Origin of the sequence: Vibrio sp. TBV020 (genome assembly GCF_046056895.1) — a bacterium.
GTDB lineage: Bacteria > Pseudomonadota > Gammaproteobacteria > Enterobacterales > Vibrionaceae > Vibrio.
The window spans coordinates 1,129,772-1,147,338 of sequence record NZ_JBEEAQ010000001.1; the positions used below are offsets into that span (position 1 = coordinate 1,129,772).

At 43.2% G+C, this 17,567-nt stretch carries 15 protein-coding genes; 6 read left to right on the forward strand and 9 right to left on the reverse strand.

Annotated elements, in window-relative coordinates:
• Nucleotides 1-20 precede the first annotated feature (20 nt).
• Nucleotides 21-1,301 carry a urate hydroxylase PuuD gene (locus AAFX28_RS04840; protein ID WP_408686158.1) on the forward strand — a complete coding sequence of 427 codons (1,281 nt, stop codon included), beginning with the start codon at nucleotides 21-23 and terminating at the stop codon, nucleotides 1,299-1,301.
• Nucleotides 1,302-1,442: 141 nt separating this feature from the next.
• Entirely contained in the window at nucleotides 1,443-3,362 is a 1,920-nt protein-coding gene (locus AAFX28_RS04845; protein ID WP_408686159.1) for a methyl-accepting chemotaxis protein, read from the forward strand.
• Between the two features lie 53 nt (nucleotides 3,363-3,415).
• Here the strand turns inward: AAFX28_RS04845 and AAFX28_RS04850 are convergent, their stop codons facing one another.
• Entirely contained in the window at nucleotides 3,416-3,889 is a 474-nt protein-coding gene (locus AAFX28_RS04850; protein ID WP_408686161.1) for a GNAT family N-acetyltransferase, read from the reverse strand.
• A 112-nt stretch (nucleotides 3,890-4,001) separates the two neighbouring features.
• Nucleotides 4,002-5,324: a carbohydrate porin gene (locus tag AAFX28_RS04855; protein WP_408686163.1), complete on the reverse strand. Its 1,323-nt coding sequence runs from the start codon at nucleotides 5,322-5,324 to the stop codon at nucleotides 4,002-4,004.
• Between the two features lie 410 nt (nucleotides 5,325-5,734).
• Here AAFX28_RS04855 and AAFX28_RS04860 point away from each other — a divergent pair, with 410 nt between their 5' ends.
• The gene (locus AAFX28_RS04860) at nucleotides 5,735-6,673 is read left to right on the forward strand and encodes a helix-turn-helix domain-containing protein (RefSeq protein WP_408686165.1); all 939 of its coding nucleotides are present in this window, start codon (nucleotides 5,735-5,737) and stop codon (nucleotides 6,671-6,673) included.
• A 115-nt stretch (nucleotides 6,674-6,788) separates the two neighbouring features.
• Here the strand turns inward: AAFX28_RS04860 and AAFX28_RS04865 are convergent, their stop codons facing one another.
• The 4 genes from AAFX28_RS04865 to AAFX28_RS04880 form a co-directional block, all read right to left on the reverse strand.
• On the reverse strand, nucleotides 6,789-8,015 hold the full coding sequence (locus tag AAFX28_RS04865; protein WP_408686167.1) for a dipeptidase: 1,227 nt from the start codon (nucleotides 8,013-8,015) through the stop codon (nucleotides 6,789-6,791).
• A 325-nt stretch (nucleotides 8,016-8,340) separates the two neighbouring features.
• Nucleotides 8,341-9,327 (reverse strand): efflux RND transporter periplasmic adaptor subunit, encoded by a 987-nt coding sequence (locus AAFX28_RS04870; RefSeq protein WP_408686169.1) that lies wholly within the window; start codon nucleotides 9,325-9,327, stop codon nucleotides 8,341-8,343.
• Nucleotides 9,327-9,764 carry a hypothetical protein gene (locus AAFX28_RS04875; RefSeq protein WP_408686171.1) on the reverse strand — a complete coding sequence of 146 codons (438 nt, stop codon included), beginning with the start codon at nucleotides 9,762-9,764 and terminating at the stop codon, nucleotides 9,327-9,329. Before AAFX28_RS04875 ends, AAFX28_RS04870 begins: the two co-directional genes overlap by 1 nt.
• Nucleotides 9,765-9,916: 152 nt before the next feature.
• Nucleotides 9,917-11,152 carry a membrane dipeptidase gene (locus tag AAFX28_RS04880; RefSeq protein WP_408686173.1) on the reverse strand — a complete coding sequence of 412 codons (1,236 nt, stop codon included), beginning with the start codon at nucleotides 11,150-11,152 and terminating at the stop codon, nucleotides 9,917-9,919.
• A gap of 336 nt (nucleotides 11,153-11,488) precedes the next feature.
• Between AAFX28_RS04880 and AAFX28_RS04885 the strand changes: the two genes are divergently transcribed.
• Nucleotides 11,489-12,010 (forward strand): NADPH-dependent FMN reductase, encoded by a 522-nt coding sequence (locus AAFX28_RS04885; protein WP_408686175.1) that lies wholly within the window; start codon nucleotides 11,489-11,491, stop codon nucleotides 12,008-12,010.
• A gap of 13 nt (nucleotides 12,011-12,023) precedes the next feature.
• Complete coding sequence (locus tag AAFX28_RS04890; protein WP_408686177.1) at nucleotides 12,024-12,824, forward strand: arylamine N-acetyltransferase family protein; 801 nt, start codon at nucleotides 12,024-12,026, stop codon at nucleotides 12,822-12,824.
• 81 nt (nucleotides 12,825-12,905) lie between these two features.
• On the opposite strand, the gene AAFX28_RS04895 is transcribed toward AAFX28_RS04890, so the two are convergent.
• Complete coding sequence (locus AAFX28_RS04895; protein WP_408686179.1) at nucleotides 12,906-13,961, reverse strand: hypothetical protein; 1,056 nt, start codon at nucleotides 13,959-13,961, stop codon at nucleotides 12,906-12,908.
• A 207-nt stretch (nucleotides 13,962-14,168) separates the two neighbouring features.
• Complete coding sequence (locus tag AAFX28_RS04900; protein WP_408686181.1) at nucleotides 14,169-14,888, reverse strand: SDR family oxidoreductase; 720 nt, start codon at nucleotides 14,886-14,888, stop codon at nucleotides 14,169-14,171.
• A gap of 299 nt (nucleotides 14,889-15,187) precedes the next feature.
• Here AAFX28_RS04900 and AAFX28_RS04905 point away from each other — a divergent pair, with 299 nt between their 5' ends.
• Complete coding sequence (locus tag AAFX28_RS04905) at nucleotides 15,188-16,519, forward strand: MFS transporter (protein WP_408686183.1); 1,332 nt, start codon at nucleotides 15,188-15,190, stop codon at nucleotides 16,517-16,519.
• Between the two features lie 124 nt (nucleotides 16,520-16,643).
• On the opposite strand, the gene AAFX28_RS04910 is transcribed toward AAFX28_RS04905, so the two are convergent.
• A complete protein-coding gene (locus tag AAFX28_RS04910; RefSeq protein ID WP_408686185.1) occupies nucleotides 16,644-17,333 on the reverse strand; it encodes a hypothetical protein in 690 nt (229 codons plus the stop codon).
• Nucleotides 17,334-17,567 lie beyond the last annotated feature (234 nt).

Genomic DNA, 17,567 nt, shown 5'->3' on the forward strand with positions numbered 1-17,567 from the left:
GCTGTAAGAAGGAATTTATTATGGATCCACATATCACGGAGTGGTTGAACTTAGCGATTCGCTGGGTTCACATGATAGTTGGCATCGCATGGATTGGTGCTTCGTTTTACTTTGTTTGGCTAGAAAACAATTTGAATCGCGTCAATCCAAAAACGGGCCTATCGGGCGATCTTTGGGCGATTCACGGTGGTGGTATTTATCACCTTGAGAAGTACAAACTGGCGCCACCAGAAATGCCAGAACACCTGCATTGGTTTAAGTGGGAAGCGTATTTCACTTGGATCACAGGCGTGCTGTTATTGGGCGTCGTTTACTATCTTAACGCCGAAATTTATCTGATTGCTCCTGGTTCTGGTATGGAACCGAGCACAGCGATTGCGATTGGTATTGGCGCTTTGGTTGCAGGCTGGTTTATCTACGATCTTCTTTGTGACTCGCCATTAGGCAAAACACCAATGTTGTTGGGTGCGGTGCTATTCGTATTGTTAGTTGGTGCAACTTATGGCTTATCTCAAGTGTTCAGTGGCCGTGGTGCGTACATTCACGTTGGTGCAATCATCGGTACCATTATGGTGGGTAACGTATTCCGAGTGATCATGCCAGCGCAACGTAACTTAGTCAGTGCGATTGAAGAAGGCCGCGAACCTGATCCTGCTCTACCAGCGAAAGGTTTACTGCGTTCTCGTCACAATAACTACCTAACGTTACCAGTGCTGTTCATTATGATCAGTAACCATTTCCCTAGTACTTATGGTTCGGAATATAACTGGGCAATTCTTGCTGGCCTTGCGATCTTTAGTATCTTGGTTCGCCATTACTTTAACACGCGCCATGGTAGTCAGAAGTTTGCTTGGACTGTACCTGTTGCCGCACTGGGTATGATTACATTGGCGTTTGTGACATCACCATATGCGAACAAACCAGCAGCACCTGTTGCTAAAGCGCCTGTTGTTGTGGAAGCTCCGGCTGATGTGTCACTAGACGACGCATCGACTGACAGCTCTCAAACTAACAGTTCAGACGCTCAACCTGCTGATGCTGGGGTGAACTTTGCAGCCATTAACCAAGTGATTCAAGAACGCTGCTCAGTGTGTCACTCTGCGACTCCAACACATTCGGCGTTTGCAGCAGCTCCAGCAGGGGTGATCCTTGATACACCTCAGGAGATCCAAGCGAACAGCCCTCGAATCGCGCAAACAGTGACAACGAAATACATGCCGCTAGGTAACATGACTCAAATGACAGAAGATGAGCGAGCGCTTATCGGAGTTTGGGTAGAGCAAGGTGCAATGATTAATTAGTGGCCAAGGAATCTCGTCTATCGGAATGCAAGCCCGATAGACGTGATACATGCAAACGTGGTATTTCCCGCTATTTATCTCATGTGAGATCCCCCGGCCCCTGTTCCGGGGTTTTTTATGCCTCAAAAGGAGTTTGATGTAATGCGAAGTGCTCTTAGTATTCGACATAAAACCATATTGGCGACCGTTGGCGCAGTGATCATCGTCATTGCTGTACTTATTAGCATCACCGTTAGCCAAGGGCAAAAAATCATCTTGGATAAGACCTACTCTCAGCAAATGCCCGCAGCGCTAGGAGAGGTCAGTAACCAAATAAAGTTGGAGCTGGAAAAACCCTTAGTTGTGGCTGAAGTCATGTCCGAACTGGCGCTAATTAAAGAGTTTGATGGGCAAAATAGTGAACAAATTGTTGAGCAACTACAAAGTATCAAGCAGCAGTTTAATGCCCTTACTGCTTTCTATGTGACGACGGTAAATGATACCTACTACGTCCCTAATGGGGTATTGAAAACAATGTCGCAAAGCTCTGCGGATGATGCTTGGTTCTATGGTTTTCTCAGTAGCAATAAATCGGTCGAGCTGTCGATTGATGTCGATGAATCAACAGGCCTGGCCACTGTGTTCGTCAACCAAGTAGTTATGCGCAATGGACAGCGCATTGGTGTGACTGGGATAGGCTTATCTTTGGCTAACTTAGGTAATACCGTCGCCAACTTCTCGCTGGGTGAGTCCGGTCGATTAATGCTGGTGGATAGTCAAGGAACGATTAAGATCCATTCTGATACAGCTCTTGTCGGCAAGCCTTTATCAGCAGTTGGAATGGGCGATGTGACCACTCTCTTATCAGGATTAAGCAATAGTGGGTTGGACATCAACGAAGTTGAGATTAATCAGCAGTCGATGGTGGTAGGCTTAATGGCATTGCCCCAGCTTGGGTGGGTGTTAGTGTCAGTGCAGCCGACCAGTGAAGTCTTGGCTGAGATAAATCATTTTATTGAAACTATGACCTGGATAGGCGTCTCTATTGCGCTATTGTTTGTCGCAGTCAGCGCTTATATGACTCATGTTCTATTAAAGCCATTATCAACCACTGCAGAACTTCTTCTTGAGATTGGGGGAGGCGGCGGTGACCTTACACAACGATTAGATGAAAGCCGAAATGATGAGGTAGGCAGCATCGCTAAAGGATACAACCAGTTTGTTGCTTATATGGGAAATGTTCTGCAAGAAATAGAAACTTCTCGCCAAGAGTTAGTCACGAGTATTGAATATATTGATCAGCAAGCTAACGAGATGAAACAACAGATTCATGGTCAGGAGCAGAATATTAATCAGGTTGCTACTGCGATACATGAGATGAGTGCTAGCTCAGAAGAGATTGCAAACAACGCAAACCATACGTCAGACAATGTACAACAGACTACAATCGAGGTGAAAAACGGCTTAGAGTCAGTCAGTGATACGTTTGCTCACACGGAAGCAATGAACCAGCAGCTTGACCAAAGTAACCAGAGTATTGAAAAGCTATCTAACGATATCAATGCGATCGACACGGTGCTGGATGTGATAAGCGGTGTTTCGGAACAGACCAATCTACTGGCGTTGAATGCTGCTATTGAAGCTGCAAGGGCAGGTGAACAGGGGCGAGGTTTCGCTGTGGTCGCAGACGAAGTCCGTACATTGGCTTCACGTACTCAAGAATCGGCCAGTGAAATCCGAACAATTATTGAAAACTTACAAAGCTTGAGTAACACCGTGGTGAGTGAAGTGAGTGAAAGCCATAAGATTGGGCAAAACTGCCTCACAGCCGCACAATCTTCGGAGCATCATCTAGCATCGATTAACAGTATTATTGAAGAGATCCACCAATTGAGTGCGCAGACGGCAACGGCAACTGGTCAGCAGTCTCAGGTGATCAATGAAATTGCCCCTCATGTAGAAAGTATTGCTGATGTTGCACGTAGTAACACTGAGATGGTCACGCAAACATCGCAGCATTGCGAAGGGTTAAAACGTAATGCTGATTCATTAAGCGAGCTGGTGGCGAAGTTTAAGTTTTAGAAACAAATGCGAAATGAAGAAAGGACTGCTGTAAACGGCAGTCCTTTTCTCTATTAGAGGTCTACATCGTGTGTGAAACGCTGCCTAGTGACCGTACCCCACTTATGATCTTGATAGATATCTTCTTCAAAGTTGCCAGAGGTGTAATCACCGACAACATCACGCCAAAAGTGAATTGCGTGATCAGCGCCAGCGACTTGCTTGATTTCCCAAGAGCCACCTAAGCGTTCAAATAATTGTGAGATAAATCTTTTGCCCACTTTGTTTTTACGAAAGCAGGGCAGTACGTAAAAGTCACAGATCTCAAACTCTTTCGGGGACTTCTCATCGATTGCCGTCAGTGCTGCAGGGACTCCTTCCAAGTAAAGTAAGTATCCTGTAACGTTTCCCTCTAATTTAGGGTAAATCTCGAATAGACCGTCTTTATTAGGCTTGTCGTCAATAATTCTAGAAAACTCGGCACCATAGCCTTGATACAAATTGGCATAAACATGGGTGTTGCTTGCGTCAACTTTTACTATGTTCATTGAAAGCTCTCTGAAGCTATTTTGATTGGAGATTCATATTAGCGCTTCTTTGGTCTATTAGCACTTAACTCATAACTAATAGGCGATAAACGTGCCTTCAAGGTCATCAAAACTAGATGATGATTCGTGCGCGTAGACCTGCCACCCAAGTCTTATCTTCGTTAGAAAACGCAGGATCTTTAATATATTGAATATTCGGGGTTATTTCGACGAACTCACCCAAAGCCATTTTGTAATAAAGCTCACTCGTTACTTGTGAACGGCTCGAATCAGAGACTGAATTGATGCCTTTCATGACGTTAGAGAAATATTCATTCACTTTGCTCCAGTTCATGGCGAAACCGAGATTGTTTCTTGCACTGCCAAGTCCGAAGTATCCAACCCCTGCTGTGATGGATTGTTCGTAAAGTGCAACATCACCCTCTGAGAAGCCCCCACGTAGGAACGGCATAATTTGAGGTGTTGCCATAAAACTTGCAGAGAAATTTACTCCCTGGCCACTTTCCCCATTTACGAGACTATGTTGAGTTCCAGAATCTAAATGCCAAAAGGTAACGTGAATATTATCTGTGTAGATTTGTTCTTTCGATGCAGTCCAACCTAACTCAAAGGTCGTGAATAGCTTGTGATCATTGAACAGAGTATCAAAGCCATCTGATGGTTTGTCCGACTTGCCTTTACCATCAGCAATACCAGCGATGGTGTAGAAATTGTCCGTTAACATATGTCCAACCGCTAGGCCAAGAACACCATCGTCAGGTAAACCGATGGCGCCTGCACCTGTGCTAAATGCAAGGTTAGTAAAGCCATTCCACGGGCTTGCTAACGCATATACATCGACGTAATCCGTTGTATCAAGGTAACCGACCATAAAAGAGGTGTCGCCGTTATTGAGCTTCTGTTTCCAATATAGGTTGGTTAAGCGTGTACCTTGATCGCTAAACGCTGGAGCAATCATGCCGCCATAACCAATACCATTACCCGCACCTGTGAAGTTACCTTGAAATGCAAATTCTTTCGGCGTCATATCACCATAAGCGAGGCGGTGCTCCACCTTCCATACGATGCCCCCTGTATTTCCTGACTCAAGTCCGGTCAAGTTCCAAGAACCATAGAAACGAGCTACGCCAGAGGATGCTTTGTCTTCTCCTCCTTGAACGGGTTCAGAGGCACTGAGCCCTAATGCTTGGTAATCAAGGCCAAACGTTAGGTTATGGTTTTGCTCTAGGTTTTCTCGCCAGCTCTTTTTCTCTCGAGTGTTTTCATTCAGGGTATTGTCTACGGAATCTGGACTGCCGAAGTTTGCGCTTGCATTTGCTACCGTGGGAACGGTGGACAGCAGAACTGCAAACGTAATAGCACTCAGTTTTAAGGCTAATCTTGAGGTCGATAATTGGTGCTGACTGGTTGGACAAGCATGGTTACTAGGATTCATAAAATATTCCGAAGATGACTGAGCTAAGGCAATTATTACGAATTTACACATCAGAAATAGGCATTTCCCGCCATGTTATGTATGAAGGAACTGTCGCGTTAGGTAAGCATCCATTATCAGGAAAGAACTGAGCATCAAATGATGAAAAATTGAAATCATGACATGTATCCTTACAGCGATTCCATCAAGTAGAATGAACATCATCTCATGGGTAAGATGTTGTTCATTAAGATTAAATTTTCGAGTATCTAATGTGTTATCGATAAGTTAATAACTTCAATCTATCATAACAATGTTTAATATGTAATGAGGTGGGTATCAAATTGCGACAATCATTTATTATCAATAGGTTAAGTTAAAGGACTATAGTGATGAGGCGTAGGATTCCACTCATACATAAAGCGGCAGCGATGGCCCAGCTCGAAGTACTCAAACACTACGTAAAAGACATTTGGCCGATAATCCATGAGGCTCAACTACCAGTGTATTTAGACTCTACTTCAGCGAAGTATGTCCCCTTTCATTCGTTCGCACGTTTACTTCAAGTCGCTTTTGAAAGTCTACCTCCTGAAACGTTTATCAAATTTGTTCAGGCTGGAGCTGAAGGTTACTCACAACAAATACGCTTAATGTGTGCGACAAATAACACGAGTTGGTCGCTCGATCTTCTGGGGGATTATCTTCCTATTCGCAGTGCCGAATTTAAGAGCTCTGTTCAAGGTGGTTATCCAACGGAATTCTCTGCCGAGATAACCTTAGATAATACCGAGCCTTACACTTTTGTGTGTGAGGTTTATGCGCTTGTTGTCGTGCATCAATATCTGTTTCAAGAACATTCCGACATTGCAGCTCCATTTAAATATCATTTAGCGTCTCAAGAAAAAACTGGGTTAGATAAACTGAAAATTTCAACTGAAGCGCCTCAGTTTATGGGGCAAGACAGTTCAGGATTGTTTTATCGACTATCCAATGACCAGCGATTTACAGAATCTGATGTGTGTTGGATTGAAACAACACAGACTTTCACGCAGCAAGTATCTTGTGCTCTCGAAAGTTATATCGGCCGACAAGACATCAATTTAGATACTTTCAGTGACATAGTTATGATTCCACCACGAACGATCCAACGTTACTTAGGTAGGGAGGGGAGCTCATTTAGCCGCGTGAAAGAGTCACTCAATATGGCGTTTGCGAAACGAGTCATGATTGAAAGAGAGGCCTCTATTTCCGATATAGCAGAGCACTTAGGCTACGCTGATACATCGCAGTTCATTCGGGCCTTTAAGAAGTCAGAAAAAACGACTCCGCTGCAATGGCGAAAAAAAGCCTCAGAAACTCATCGAAAGTAACACAGGCTTATATAAATACAGTTACGTTTGGATCTTCTCCTCTTCATAAAAAACGCCCACAAATATCCATCTGTGGGCGCTGAATGTATATGGTTCGCTTTGCTTTATGTAGTGATTATTTCCAAGTCTGAGCGTAAATCCGCTTTAAGTTACCGCCAAAGATCTTGGCTAAGTCTTCGTTTGAATATCCCATTTCCCACAGACTATCAACGACACCAGCCATATGCTTGGAAAGCTCAGCACAACCAGTTGCACCTAGGTTGAAAGCATTAACCATATAGCCGTTATCTGCGTATTTATCCGGGTTAGCTTGAACAAATGGCACCACTTTTGAGACGGTCATCATATCATCTGTCGCAATTCCAACGTGATCGACACCCGCTATCTTAACTGCCCCATCAATCATTTCAGCGAACTGTTTAGGGGTAATATCTTCAGGCCAAACACCATCCAGCATCCACTCTGCGGCAACAACCGAAACTACGCCCCCCATATTTGAAACAGTTTTAACTTGCTCGTCTGAAAGCAATCGATAACAGGCTGCAAGTCGATAATCAGGATCACCTTCTTTGATGTTGCCATTAGCCATCCGCTGCTTTGTTTCTTTGATTGTTTCATGTGGCTCACAGTTATATGTAGAAGCAACTGGTGAGTGTGAATAAATAACAGGCACACCTTTGTGGTTAGCTTGCATGTAATCAGTGATATCTTTGGTTGTTTGGTAAGAGGTATGGGAAAGGTCGACGGTGATGCCATGCTTGACCATTTCATCAATGACTTCTTTACCAAACTTAGTCAGGCCACTACTATCTCCGTTAATCATGGAGATAACACCAGCACCAGTCAGCTCTGTTTCGTTGTAGGTTAATTGCATGGTTTTAATGCCATACTCAGCCATCACTGCAACGTTTTTAACATCCCCTTCTAACGGCATAGTCGTTTGCGATGACCACATAACGGCGTACTCACCGTTGTCATGCGCCAGTTGGAAGTCCTCTACATTTTTTACGTAGCGGATAGGAGTCTTGGCAGCAGACGTTGCTTGAGTCCATTTGGCATGCTCTGATTTAAAAGCAAGAAGGTTAGGGGTGTTGGGCGCTGCGATTGTCGCAGATGCACCTGTAATACCACGCTTATGGGCTAGGTCGATATAATCCGCAACTTGTGAATCGGTGGTAAACCCAGTACCGCTTGGAGAGGCATAAAAGTCTAAGACAATCGTGTCTTTAACAAACTGTTTGGCTTTAGGGGAAGCTTCATCATACCAGTCCTTAGTCTCAATTGATGCGAATGCGCTAGTAGAAGCCAACCCAATGGCTGTAGCAAGTAAGAGCTTTTTCATAACGTTTCCTTGTTTCTATGTAACCTATCCAGATATGGTTGTGCATCTATTCTTTAGCCAAAACGACCAAGTAGCAGAATGGGTACCACCAATATTTTGGTTACTTCAAAATATGATAGAAGATAAACTCAGAAACTGAGTATTAATCTATCAATTTCATAAGTTTAATCACTCAACAATAACGCAAACAATATGTTATATAAAGACAGTTTCTTATCATTTCAGCTCAACCGCTTAGAACTCTCGTTGGATAATATGGAAGCGCAACTAATCAAGCCTTCGCCTGCGAAACTCATCGAAAGTAACGCAGGCTTTAGGTTTTAAATTAGAAGGCGCCTAGGAAACTCTTCATTGCTTTCAGCCTTAATGTTGCCGCTCCCAGCATATCGATAGGCTCAAGCAACCCGAAAGGTTTCTCTGTTGCAATCCATGCGGAGCCTCTTGCACCGATAGGGATCTCTATGCCGGGTGGATCGGTAAATTCAATCAGAACGGTACGGCCTAGATTATTTGAGTTGTTCATTAACTGCTGCGCAACTCCTGGCTCTTGGCTTAAGTGACTGCCTCGTGCTTCTCCCGTTGCTAATGTCGTTGAATGAACACGGCCTCGGAAAATATGTCCCGGATAGGCATCAACATAAAACTCCGCAAATTGCCCCGGCTTTACTCGGTTCCATAGCTGATCAGGAATACGCATTTCCAGTATTTTATCTTCTGTACTCCATATTTGTAGATTACCTACCCGCGATCCTTCTGCGGTATCAAGCCTTGTAATTGCACCATCGAATGGCGCTCTGATTTCTAACAGACTTAATTCATATTGAGCTTGGGCCAGTTTCGCTTCAAGTGATTCAATGTCGTAACCTAATCCCTCAATTTGGCTTTGTAGCGTATCAATATCTCGCTCAGCAACGCTGTTTTTTAGCTGCATAAGTCGCTTTAAGTCGGCTTTACTTTGTTCGTACTGAGCGGTTTTGCTACCGATGTCTGCTTCAAGCTGGTCAATGGTATTTTGCTGCTCATCGTCTACCAAGGTATACAGTAGTTGACCTTTGGTTACTCGCTCATTGTGGTCGACATAATACTTGTCAATTGACTCTGTTACTGGACTAAGAATGGCCGATTGAGCCCTTACAACCGAGGAGTCGGTCAAATCTACAGGCGAGTAAAAACGGTGACCGAAAAAGACAGCGACGTTCATAAGTATTCCGATGATCGCCATAGTAGTCAGGCTTGTCGCTGTTTTCTTCACAATGCCAGTTTTGAGTAGTAACCAGCAGATAAAAATATAGGGGTACAATAACTCTTTCATTAGTGGCTTAACCTCTTAATCGCATTCGACAATCTTTCCCAGTCGATCACTACAATGATGATGGCTGCAATCCATAACCAACCGTAAAAGAAACCCAGCATGCAGAGCCAAAATACTAACTTTGGTTGACCAGTATGAGCAGAATGTTTTTTGGGCAATGAGTGGAGTTTCCAGTAGCCCCATAAAGCAAGAGCAATGGTCGCGACTGTCATCATGGTCAATGCGCCAATAAAGACTGGAGTGTCGAGCAATTTAGTTTTTAGAACGGATGTCGTCGTCCAGTAAGAGTCTGGAATGTCAGTATGATGGATGACAAAAGCGGAACTTAAGCCCATTGCCCCTAGCCCAATAAATGCGAGAGCAAGTAGCACTATAAACTTCACTTTATGCCTAGTTAAAAACGACGGCTTTGGTGGTATCTGAACTTCAACGGTCATATTGATTTCTCAACTTACTTTATTATCACTGTCTGTTTGCTGTCATAGTAAAGAGAGTTTGGATTCAAACTTGCCATTTCCCGCCAAAATTGTTTGGAGCGAAAATACAGACAGCGGCTAAAAAATGGCCCACAATCAGCGGGCCACGTTGGTTAAGCTTTTGGCGTCCATGTCTGTTCGTAAACTCGCATTAAGTTACCGCCAAACAATTTAGCTAGGTTTTCATTTGAGTAACCCATCTCCCACAATGCATCGACGACACCTGCGATGTGTTTGGACAGCTCAGCACAACCTGTCGCCCCTTTATTGAAGGCATTCACCATATAACCGTTATCTGCGTACTTATCAGCGTTAGCGACGGCGAAAGGCACTACTTTTGCTGTTGTCATCATGTCATCGGTTGCAATACCGACATGGTCAATACCTGCCACTTTTACTGCGCCGTCAATCATCTCTGCAAACTGCTTTGGTGAAATATCTTCTGGCCAAATACCATCCATCATGAACTCTGTCGCGGTCACTGCAACCACACCACCCATCTCTGCAACTGTCTCTGCTTGCTCATCAGAAATGAGCCGGTAGCATGCTGATAGACGGTAATCTGGATGATCTTTTTGTAGGTTCTTCTCTGCCATACGTTGCTTGGTTTCGCTCAACGTTTCGTGAGGCTCACAACCATAAGTTGATGCAATTGGTGAGTGTGAATAAATGACAGGCACACCTTGGTGATGCTTCTGCATGTAGTCAGTAATATCTTCCGTTGTGTAATGAGAAGTGTGTGATAAATCGACGGTGATGCCATGTTTTACCATTTCATCAATGACTTCTTTACCAAACTCGGTTAGGCCAGATTTATCGCCGTTGATCATAGAGATAACACCAGAACCCGTAAGCTCGGTTTCGTTGTAGGTAAGTTGCATGGTTTTAATGCCGTGTTCCGCCATGACTGCAACGTTTGAGGCATCACCTTCTAAAGGCATGGTTGTTTGGCTTGCCCACATAATCGCGTATTCACCGTTTTCATGCGCTAGTCGAAAGTCTTCAACGCTCTCGACATATCGAATAGGTGTTTTTGCGGAAGATGACGCTTGTGTCCACTTAGCGTGTTCTGATTTAAAGGCCAACATGTTTGGTGTATGTGGTGCAGCAATAGTGACAGAGGCTCCAGTCACACCACGCTCATGCGCAAGGTCGATATACTTAGCAACGTCAGAATCTTCGGTGAAACCCACTGCACTAGGTGAAGCGTAGAAGTCCAATACAATGGTTGCTTTGGCAAATTCTTGCGCTTCTGGAGAAGCAAATTCATGCCAGTCTTTTGTCTCGATTGACGCGTTTGCGGCTGCAGATAAGGATGCAATTGTTGCTGCAAGAAGTAGTTTTTTCATGACATAGCCTCTACATAGTTAAGCGGTTAAGTGCTTGGTTGATGTAGAAGATAGTAAGTGAAATAAGAGATGAGAATGTGCAATTTGCGCCACTTTGATCTTTTAATTGATAGTGTCAATAATTCAATGCCAACGTCTATAGCCCGGTTTGTTGCGGCGTAGCGCCAACGAAAGTTCTTTAGAACTAAAGAATCGAAACTTTTTGAAATATTCTCTTGACCTCAACTTAGGTTGAGGTTTCACAATCGCGTCTAAAGCTTAGGTTATCAGCCACTTATTTCACTTTCGTTGGACTGGGTAACCTAACGATACATAATCTAAATTTGAGGACATTACATGAAAGTATTAGCTTTTGGCGCAAGTAACAGCAAAAACTCGATCAACCAAAAATTGGCATTGTATGCTGCTCAACAATTCGACGGTGCTGATGTTTCTCTCATCGATATCAATGATTTTGAAATGCCAATCTATAGTGAAGATAGAGAGCAAGAATCAGGCGTTCATGAGCTAGCACACGCGTTTTACAACGAACTGGGTAGCGCAGATCTTATCGTTGTTTCATTTGCCGAATACAACGGAACCTATACTTCCGCGTATAAAAATCTCTTCGACTGGACTTCTCGAGTTGATATGAAGGTGTTTCAAAATAAGCCTGTTTTGATGTTATCTACTTCCCCTGGTGCCAATGGTGCTCAAACCGTTCTTGATTCCGCCGCATCAGCAGCGCCATATTTCGCAGCAAATGTTATCGGTACAATTTCGCTACCTAACTTTTATGACAATTTTGACTTGGACAAAGGGGTGGTTACTCAGGTTGAGTTTAATCAAGCCCTAGCGTATGCGTCCTCAGCAATTTAGAGCGGTGAGTAATATGAATGAGCAAATGCTAACGGCGTATCTGAGTAAAGTTGGATTTGAGGGAGCGGTGACTCCTGATCTCAAAACGCTTTGTGTGTTGCACCAACGACAGCATCAAACGATCCCCTTCGAAAACCTTGATGTTATTCACGGCAAAGGAGTCCAGCTAGATGAAGAATCTTTATTTAGCAAGTTGCTTCTTAGCGATAGGGGCGGATACTGCTACGAACTAAATGGGTTATTACATCTTGTGCTCCAAGCCATCGGTTATGATGTGGAGCAGAAACTAGCGAGAGTGCATTTATCGGGTAAGCCGTCTGGGCGTGGACATTTAGTCAATACTGTAACGATCGGCGGTCAAATCTGGTTAGTCGATGCTGGATTTGGTGCAAACACCCCAAGATCACCTCTACCTCTGACTTATGATACAGAGCTAACTACGGACACACAGACCTTTAGATTTGTGAAAGATTCGAATTTTGGAGCTATGCTCCAAAGCAAAGAGGAAGGGATTTGGTCAGATCTCTATAGCCTAGACTTGGGCTACGTTTGTAAGGGAGATATTGATTACGGTAATCACTTTGCTTCTACCGGAGAAAGCTCATTGTTCACTGCCAATATTGTTGCTGTTTCTAGAACAGAATATGGCCCTAATGTGCTGTTCAACAATCGTCTCAAAATTGCCCAAAAAAACGGTCACGTTGAAACAATATTGGAGTGTGAAGAGTCATATAATCACGCACTAAAAACCCATTTCAATATTGTGAACGAAGTGCCTTTCAGCACGCTTGAAGGCTATTTTCAGCCTGCTTAAGTCACTTTTAGTAACGATTAATGTTCCCTTTTTGTACGTAATGATTTGTATTACTGCGTACAAAAGGAAACATCAATATTTTTAGTCTTGGGACGTTGAGAAGCAAGGCATAACGTCTTGCTCAAAATATGGTGCTTGATTGACCCAAAACATGTAATCGACTTTGAGAAACTTCTCTGCAAAAGAGTGTAGCACTGGGACGATATTCTCGCGTTTGTCTACAACCTGAGTATTATTTGTCTGGCCGATATAATTACCGTCTTGGATAGCAATCCCAATAGGCACACTGTAATCATATTCATGCATCATCGCCAAAGCGTGATTGAGCTGCCCACGTCGTTTCATCATCAAATCAGGAGCACCTAAACCAACCCCAATTTCTTCGCCATATTCATAGACACTTTTCAAATAGCCTTTGTCTTCCCATGGAAGCCACTCTCCATTCACAAAGTTTGCGTATTGCATTGTGGTCGAATTAGGAAATGCAGTTTTCAGTGCCAACATGTTACTCTTTAAACCGTCGAGGTACTTCTGCTCTGAAAAGCTTGGGTCTTTTTCTTTTGAGATGCCGATAGCGGTTTCTTGGAGGTTGATCCCCTCTATTTTCCCATCAAACTCTTTACCCAGAGCCACTAGTAACTGAGCAAATCGCTCGCGAACTTGTGGGTTCCAGCGCTTAGCTACCCAGCCTTGAGCTACGCCATCGTCAGTATATTGATGAATGGCTCCGCCATTGAACTCTTCACTAAAGAGATACTCAGGGACTCCTTTATTTTCACTATAAAATGTCGCATCTTGGAGTTGTATAAAGAGCTTCTTGCCGTGAGACTTCAGGTAGTTATAGTCTTCGCGGATGATACTAAAATCATACTCTCCTCGCTTAGGCTCCAATTTGGCCCATGGGTACATGATTTGCGCACCAATAAAGCGGTCATGATGAAGGAGTGGATGGTCATGAATGGCATCCCGATCTATCGCAAAATAGACAAAGTGTTTAATGTCATCTGACGCAATTGGGCAGCGAGCGGATAGGTGGTTTTTGTATTCTTCTTTGTAGCGGTCGACAGGGTTGTCCCAATTTGCTGAGGCAGAAAAGCTCAACAACAGTGCTGCCGCAACAGTCATTCTTATTGTCATGATATAGGTCGTTTACTTATTTGTTTTCAATTCATGAATAATTTGAGAGAGGATAACTTGCTAGCCCGGTCGTGGGTTACATTGCAGGTTAATCATAGTAATAGCCTAGCAAGACTAACACCTTCGTTTGACAAGTAGAAAGGTCATTAACGCAGAAATAAAAAAAGCCCCGCAGTGCGAGGCTTATGGATAGGTTTAATTAGGTGGTTATGGTTGTTGGCGAGTTGCAGCAACAACAATCTCACGGATACACACACCTTGTGGTTGTTGGTAAGCAAACTCTACTGTGCGAGCGATATCATCAGCAACAAGTACGCCTTCCATGCTCTCTTTCCAGTCTTCGTAGCCTGCTTTAATTTCTTCAGATGTTGTGTGAGATAGAAGTTCAGTTTCAACTGCACCTGGTGCAATTGTTGTAACGCGAACGTTTGAATCTGCTACTTCTTCACGAACGTTCTCAGAGATAGCGTGTACAGCGAACTTAGTGCCACAGTAAGCTGCGTGGTTCGGGAATGTTTTACGACCAGCAATTGAGCTTACGTTGATGATTGTGCCAGATTGGCGTGCTTTCATTGGCGCTAGTACTGCTTGCATACCGTTCATTAGGCCGATTACGTTTACATCGAACATTGTCTTCCACTCAGCGGCATCTTGGTCAGCAAGTTCGCTTAGTAGCATCATACCAGCGTTGTTTACGATACAATCAGTTTCACCGTAAACAGCTTCGGCTTTAGCAATGGCTGCTTCAAAAGACGCTTTGTCTGTTACGTCGACTTTCTCACACATAGTGTTTGGTAGGTCTAACGCTTCAAGACGCTCTACACGACGAGCAAGAAGAAGCAGTGGGTGACCTGCAGCGCTCATACGACGAGCAATAGCTTCACCAATACCAGAACTTGCACCTGTAATAACAACTAACTTTTTCATTTTGTTTCTCCAAATCTTGAATTAAGAAGCAACGGTCTTACTTAGCGTAGTTCGTTGCGATGGAGGTATATTAAGAAAATCTTGTTAGTTGATATATAGCAATTTAATCAAATTACTGTTGCCATATAGCAACAATAATCAAGCTAAGAAGGTAGTTAGGGTGGCACTTTGATGCGTTTTCGAAATCTGTATGGTCAGGATCTTTGCTATAATCCTATGATTTTAAAGACTGAACCATTTTTTTATCATTCCCCAATGAGTTCTAATAAGCTTATGCTATCTAAAGAGCAGTAAACGACATGACGTCTAAAGAGATCCTTCAAATTCGCAATGTACGCTATTTCCTAATGTTTCGAAGTAGCTACTTTGCACGTTTTTATTACCCAGTATTCACCTTACTTTACCTCGACTACGGCTTAACACTTTCTCAATTTGCCATGCTCAATGTGGTGTGGGCTGCCACGATTGTTCTTGCTGAAGTGCCGTCTGGAGCGTTTGCAGACACGTTGGGCCGTAAAAAACTAGTGGTTCTATCTTCACTAGTAATGTTTATTGAGATCGCAATGATTGCCTTTGTACCTACGGGCAACTTAGATTTGGTCTTTGTGGTATTTTTGATTAACCGGATATTAAGTGGCTTGGCCATGGCATTGGCAAGTGGCGCTGATGAAGCTTTGGCCTACGACACTTTAAAGGAGCAGGGCAAAGAAGAGCTGTGGCCACGAGTTTTACAGATCCAGCTTCGTATTTCTTCGAGTGTTGGCATCTTTGTGACTCTAATCGGTGCCGCTATGTATGATGTGAACGTTATGACTCACGTTTATTCTGCTTTAGGTTTTACAGCGCCAGAAAGCACGCAAGACATTATGCGTATTCCTGTTTATGCCACGTTAATCGTTGCCATGTTTGCTATTTATTCCGCATTCAATATGCAGGAAGAGAAAAAAGTCTTATCTAATGATGGCAGTAAATTGGCAACCACGATGGAAAGCTTAAAACTGACGTTGAATACGGGTAAGTGGGTACTTTCGACACCTTACGTGCTTTTCATTTTACTTTACTACAGCTTATTCGAGCACACGTCACGCATGTTCTTAACCATGAACAGCCAATACTACAGTGCGATAGATATCCCGATACTCTACTTCGGTTTTATTGGCGCTGGGATCAGTGTGCTCAAAATCGTTCTTGCAGGGCAAAGTCGTAGATTAGCGGAAAGTATAGCGCCAAAAAGTTTTATTGTGATCATGGGGTTAGCGACCATGGCCACCTACTATTGGATTAGTTTAGGCTGGTCTATCTATGGAGTCATACCCGCGCTAGTATTAATCTTCATCATTATGACGATGAACATATTCATTAGTTATCACCTGAACAAGAAGACTGAATCCCATAATCGAGCCACGGTACTCAGCTTCAAAGGTTTAATGTTTAACCTAGGCTACGGTTTGATAGGCGTTCTATACGCTTACTACTATAAGTTGCTATCTCAGGGATACACTGAGCAACAAATAGAAGAGCACGTGGATTTCATCGCATCTCTCTCGTCATTCTTCTACTATTTTTCGTTCTTGTTTATTTCAATCAGTCTACTTTTCTACATCAAAGACCGAAGGAAGCCGATTTTTTAAGAACTATGATTGGTTGACAAAGATAGTGGAACAAGTCTTGTTTGCTGCACTATCTAGGTGGATTGAGCAAGCGATCCCTGAGCCTACACTGGCTAGCGTGGATTTACCTGACTAAACGTGAAATCTAAAAGTCAAAAGTTAGGTTGAAATCAATAGTGTTGTGTTCAGGGGTGTCAAAGTAATAGTTATATGAAACGGTCGGCTTAACTCCAAATATAGAGACGGTGACACCGGGGCTCAAATAATGAGAGTACCCCCCGTCTCCATACCATTTTAAATGGTTACCTGTAAGCTTATTGTAATGAGTCATTTGATGAGTGTATGAGAGAGATAGAGACAGCCAATCATTTACGTCATAAAAACTGCCGATGGTTTTATCTAACGAAATGCTTTCGTCTCGAAAAAAATAATGTTCTTGGTCTATATATTGAACGGTAATGTCGGTATAAAAAACGGCATCTTCCCAAGCAAAAGCGCTAAACAGTCCAGCGTTATACACATCCACATCGTCTAGATTACCACCCGCTGCAACGGTGACTTCGTTGTAGATGAGATCTGCAACAATAAACGAATATCCAATGCCTAATTCTCCAAAATGATCGCTATCGTATTGCCCGAATACACGCCAAGTCTCATTGAAGTTGTGCGATCCATAGAGTGTGTAGGTCAGCTCGTTATCATAGTTTTGTTCAAGGTAGTTTTCTTTGCTTATGGAAACTCTAAATGTATCACCGACGTAATCAACGACATCTTGCCAATCAGCATGTGCAGTCAGAGGGAAACAAAGTAGTGCGAGGGTACGTATTTTATTCATGTTGAAACCGTGTCTAGATCTCTATCCATGAGAGCTGTTAAGCATTGATGAAGATGATATGAATAAGAGAGTAATTGGAATATTGAGTTAATTGAAAAAACCTATTAAGAGAGGCTTAATAGGCTTTAAAAAGGGTGGACAATCCATTGTCCTACATGAACTCATTGGTTCAGTTAATAAGCATTACAGCTAGAAAACAGGGTATCTAAAGACAGCTGAAGTCTAGTTGTAAAG

Coding starts and splice junctions, on each gene's coding strand:
- AAFX28_RS04850 (WP_408686161.1), bottom strand. CDS start 3,889: ATGAACATAGTAAAAGTTGACGCAAGCAACACCCATGTTTATGCCAAT.
- AAFX28_RS04840 (WP_408686158.1), top strand. CDS start 21: ATGGATCCACATATCACGGAGTGGTTGAACTTAGCGATTCGCTGGGTT.
- AAFX28_RS04885 (WP_408686175.1), top strand. CDS start 11,489: ATGAAAGTATTAGCTTTTGGCGCAAGTAACAGCAAAAACTCGATCAAC.
- AAFX28_RS04895 (WP_408686179.1), bottom strand. CDS start 13,961: ATGACAATAAGAATGACTGTTGCGGCAGCACTGTTGTTGAGCTTTTCT.
- AAFX28_RS04860 (WP_408686165.1), top strand. CDS start 5,735: ATGGCCCAGCTCGAAGTACTCAAACACTACGTAAAAGACATTTGGCCG.
- AAFX28_RS04890 (WP_408686177.1), top strand. CDS start 12,024: ATGAATGAGCAAATGCTAACGGCGTATCTGAGTAAAGTTGGATTTGAG.
- AAFX28_RS04910 (WP_408686185.1), bottom strand. CDS start 17,333: ATGAATAAAATACGTACCCTCGCACTACTTTGTTTCCCTCTGACTGCA.
- AAFX28_RS04855 (WP_408686163.1), bottom strand. CDS start 5,324: ATGAATCCTAGTAACCATGCTTGTCCAACCAGTCAGCACCAATTATCG.
- AAFX28_RS04905 (WP_408686183.1), top strand. CDS start 15,188: ATGACGTCTAAAGAGATCCTTCAAATTCGCAATGTACGCTATTTCCTA.
- AAFX28_RS04900 (WP_408686181.1), bottom strand. CDS start 14,888: ATGAAAAAGTTAGTTGTTATTACAGGTGCAAGTTCTGGTATTGGTGAA.
- AAFX28_RS04865 (WP_408686167.1), bottom strand. CDS start 8,015: ATGAAAAAGCTCTTACTTGCTACAGCCATTGGGTTGGCTTCTACTAGC.
- AAFX28_RS04845 (WP_408686159.1), top strand. CDS start 1,443: ATGCGAAGTGCTCTTAGTATTCGACATAAAACCATATTGGCGACCGTT.
- AAFX28_RS04880 (WP_408686173.1), bottom strand. CDS start 11,152: ATGAAAAAACTACTTCTTGCAGCAACAATTGCATCCTTATCTGCAGCC.
- AAFX28_RS04875 (WP_408686171.1), bottom strand. CDS start 9,764: ATGACCGTTGAAGTTCAGATACCACCAAAGCCGTCGTTTTTAACTAGG.
- AAFX28_RS04870 (WP_408686169.1), bottom strand. CDS start 9,327: ATGAAAGAGTTATTGTACCCCTATATTTTTATCTGCTGGTTACTACTC.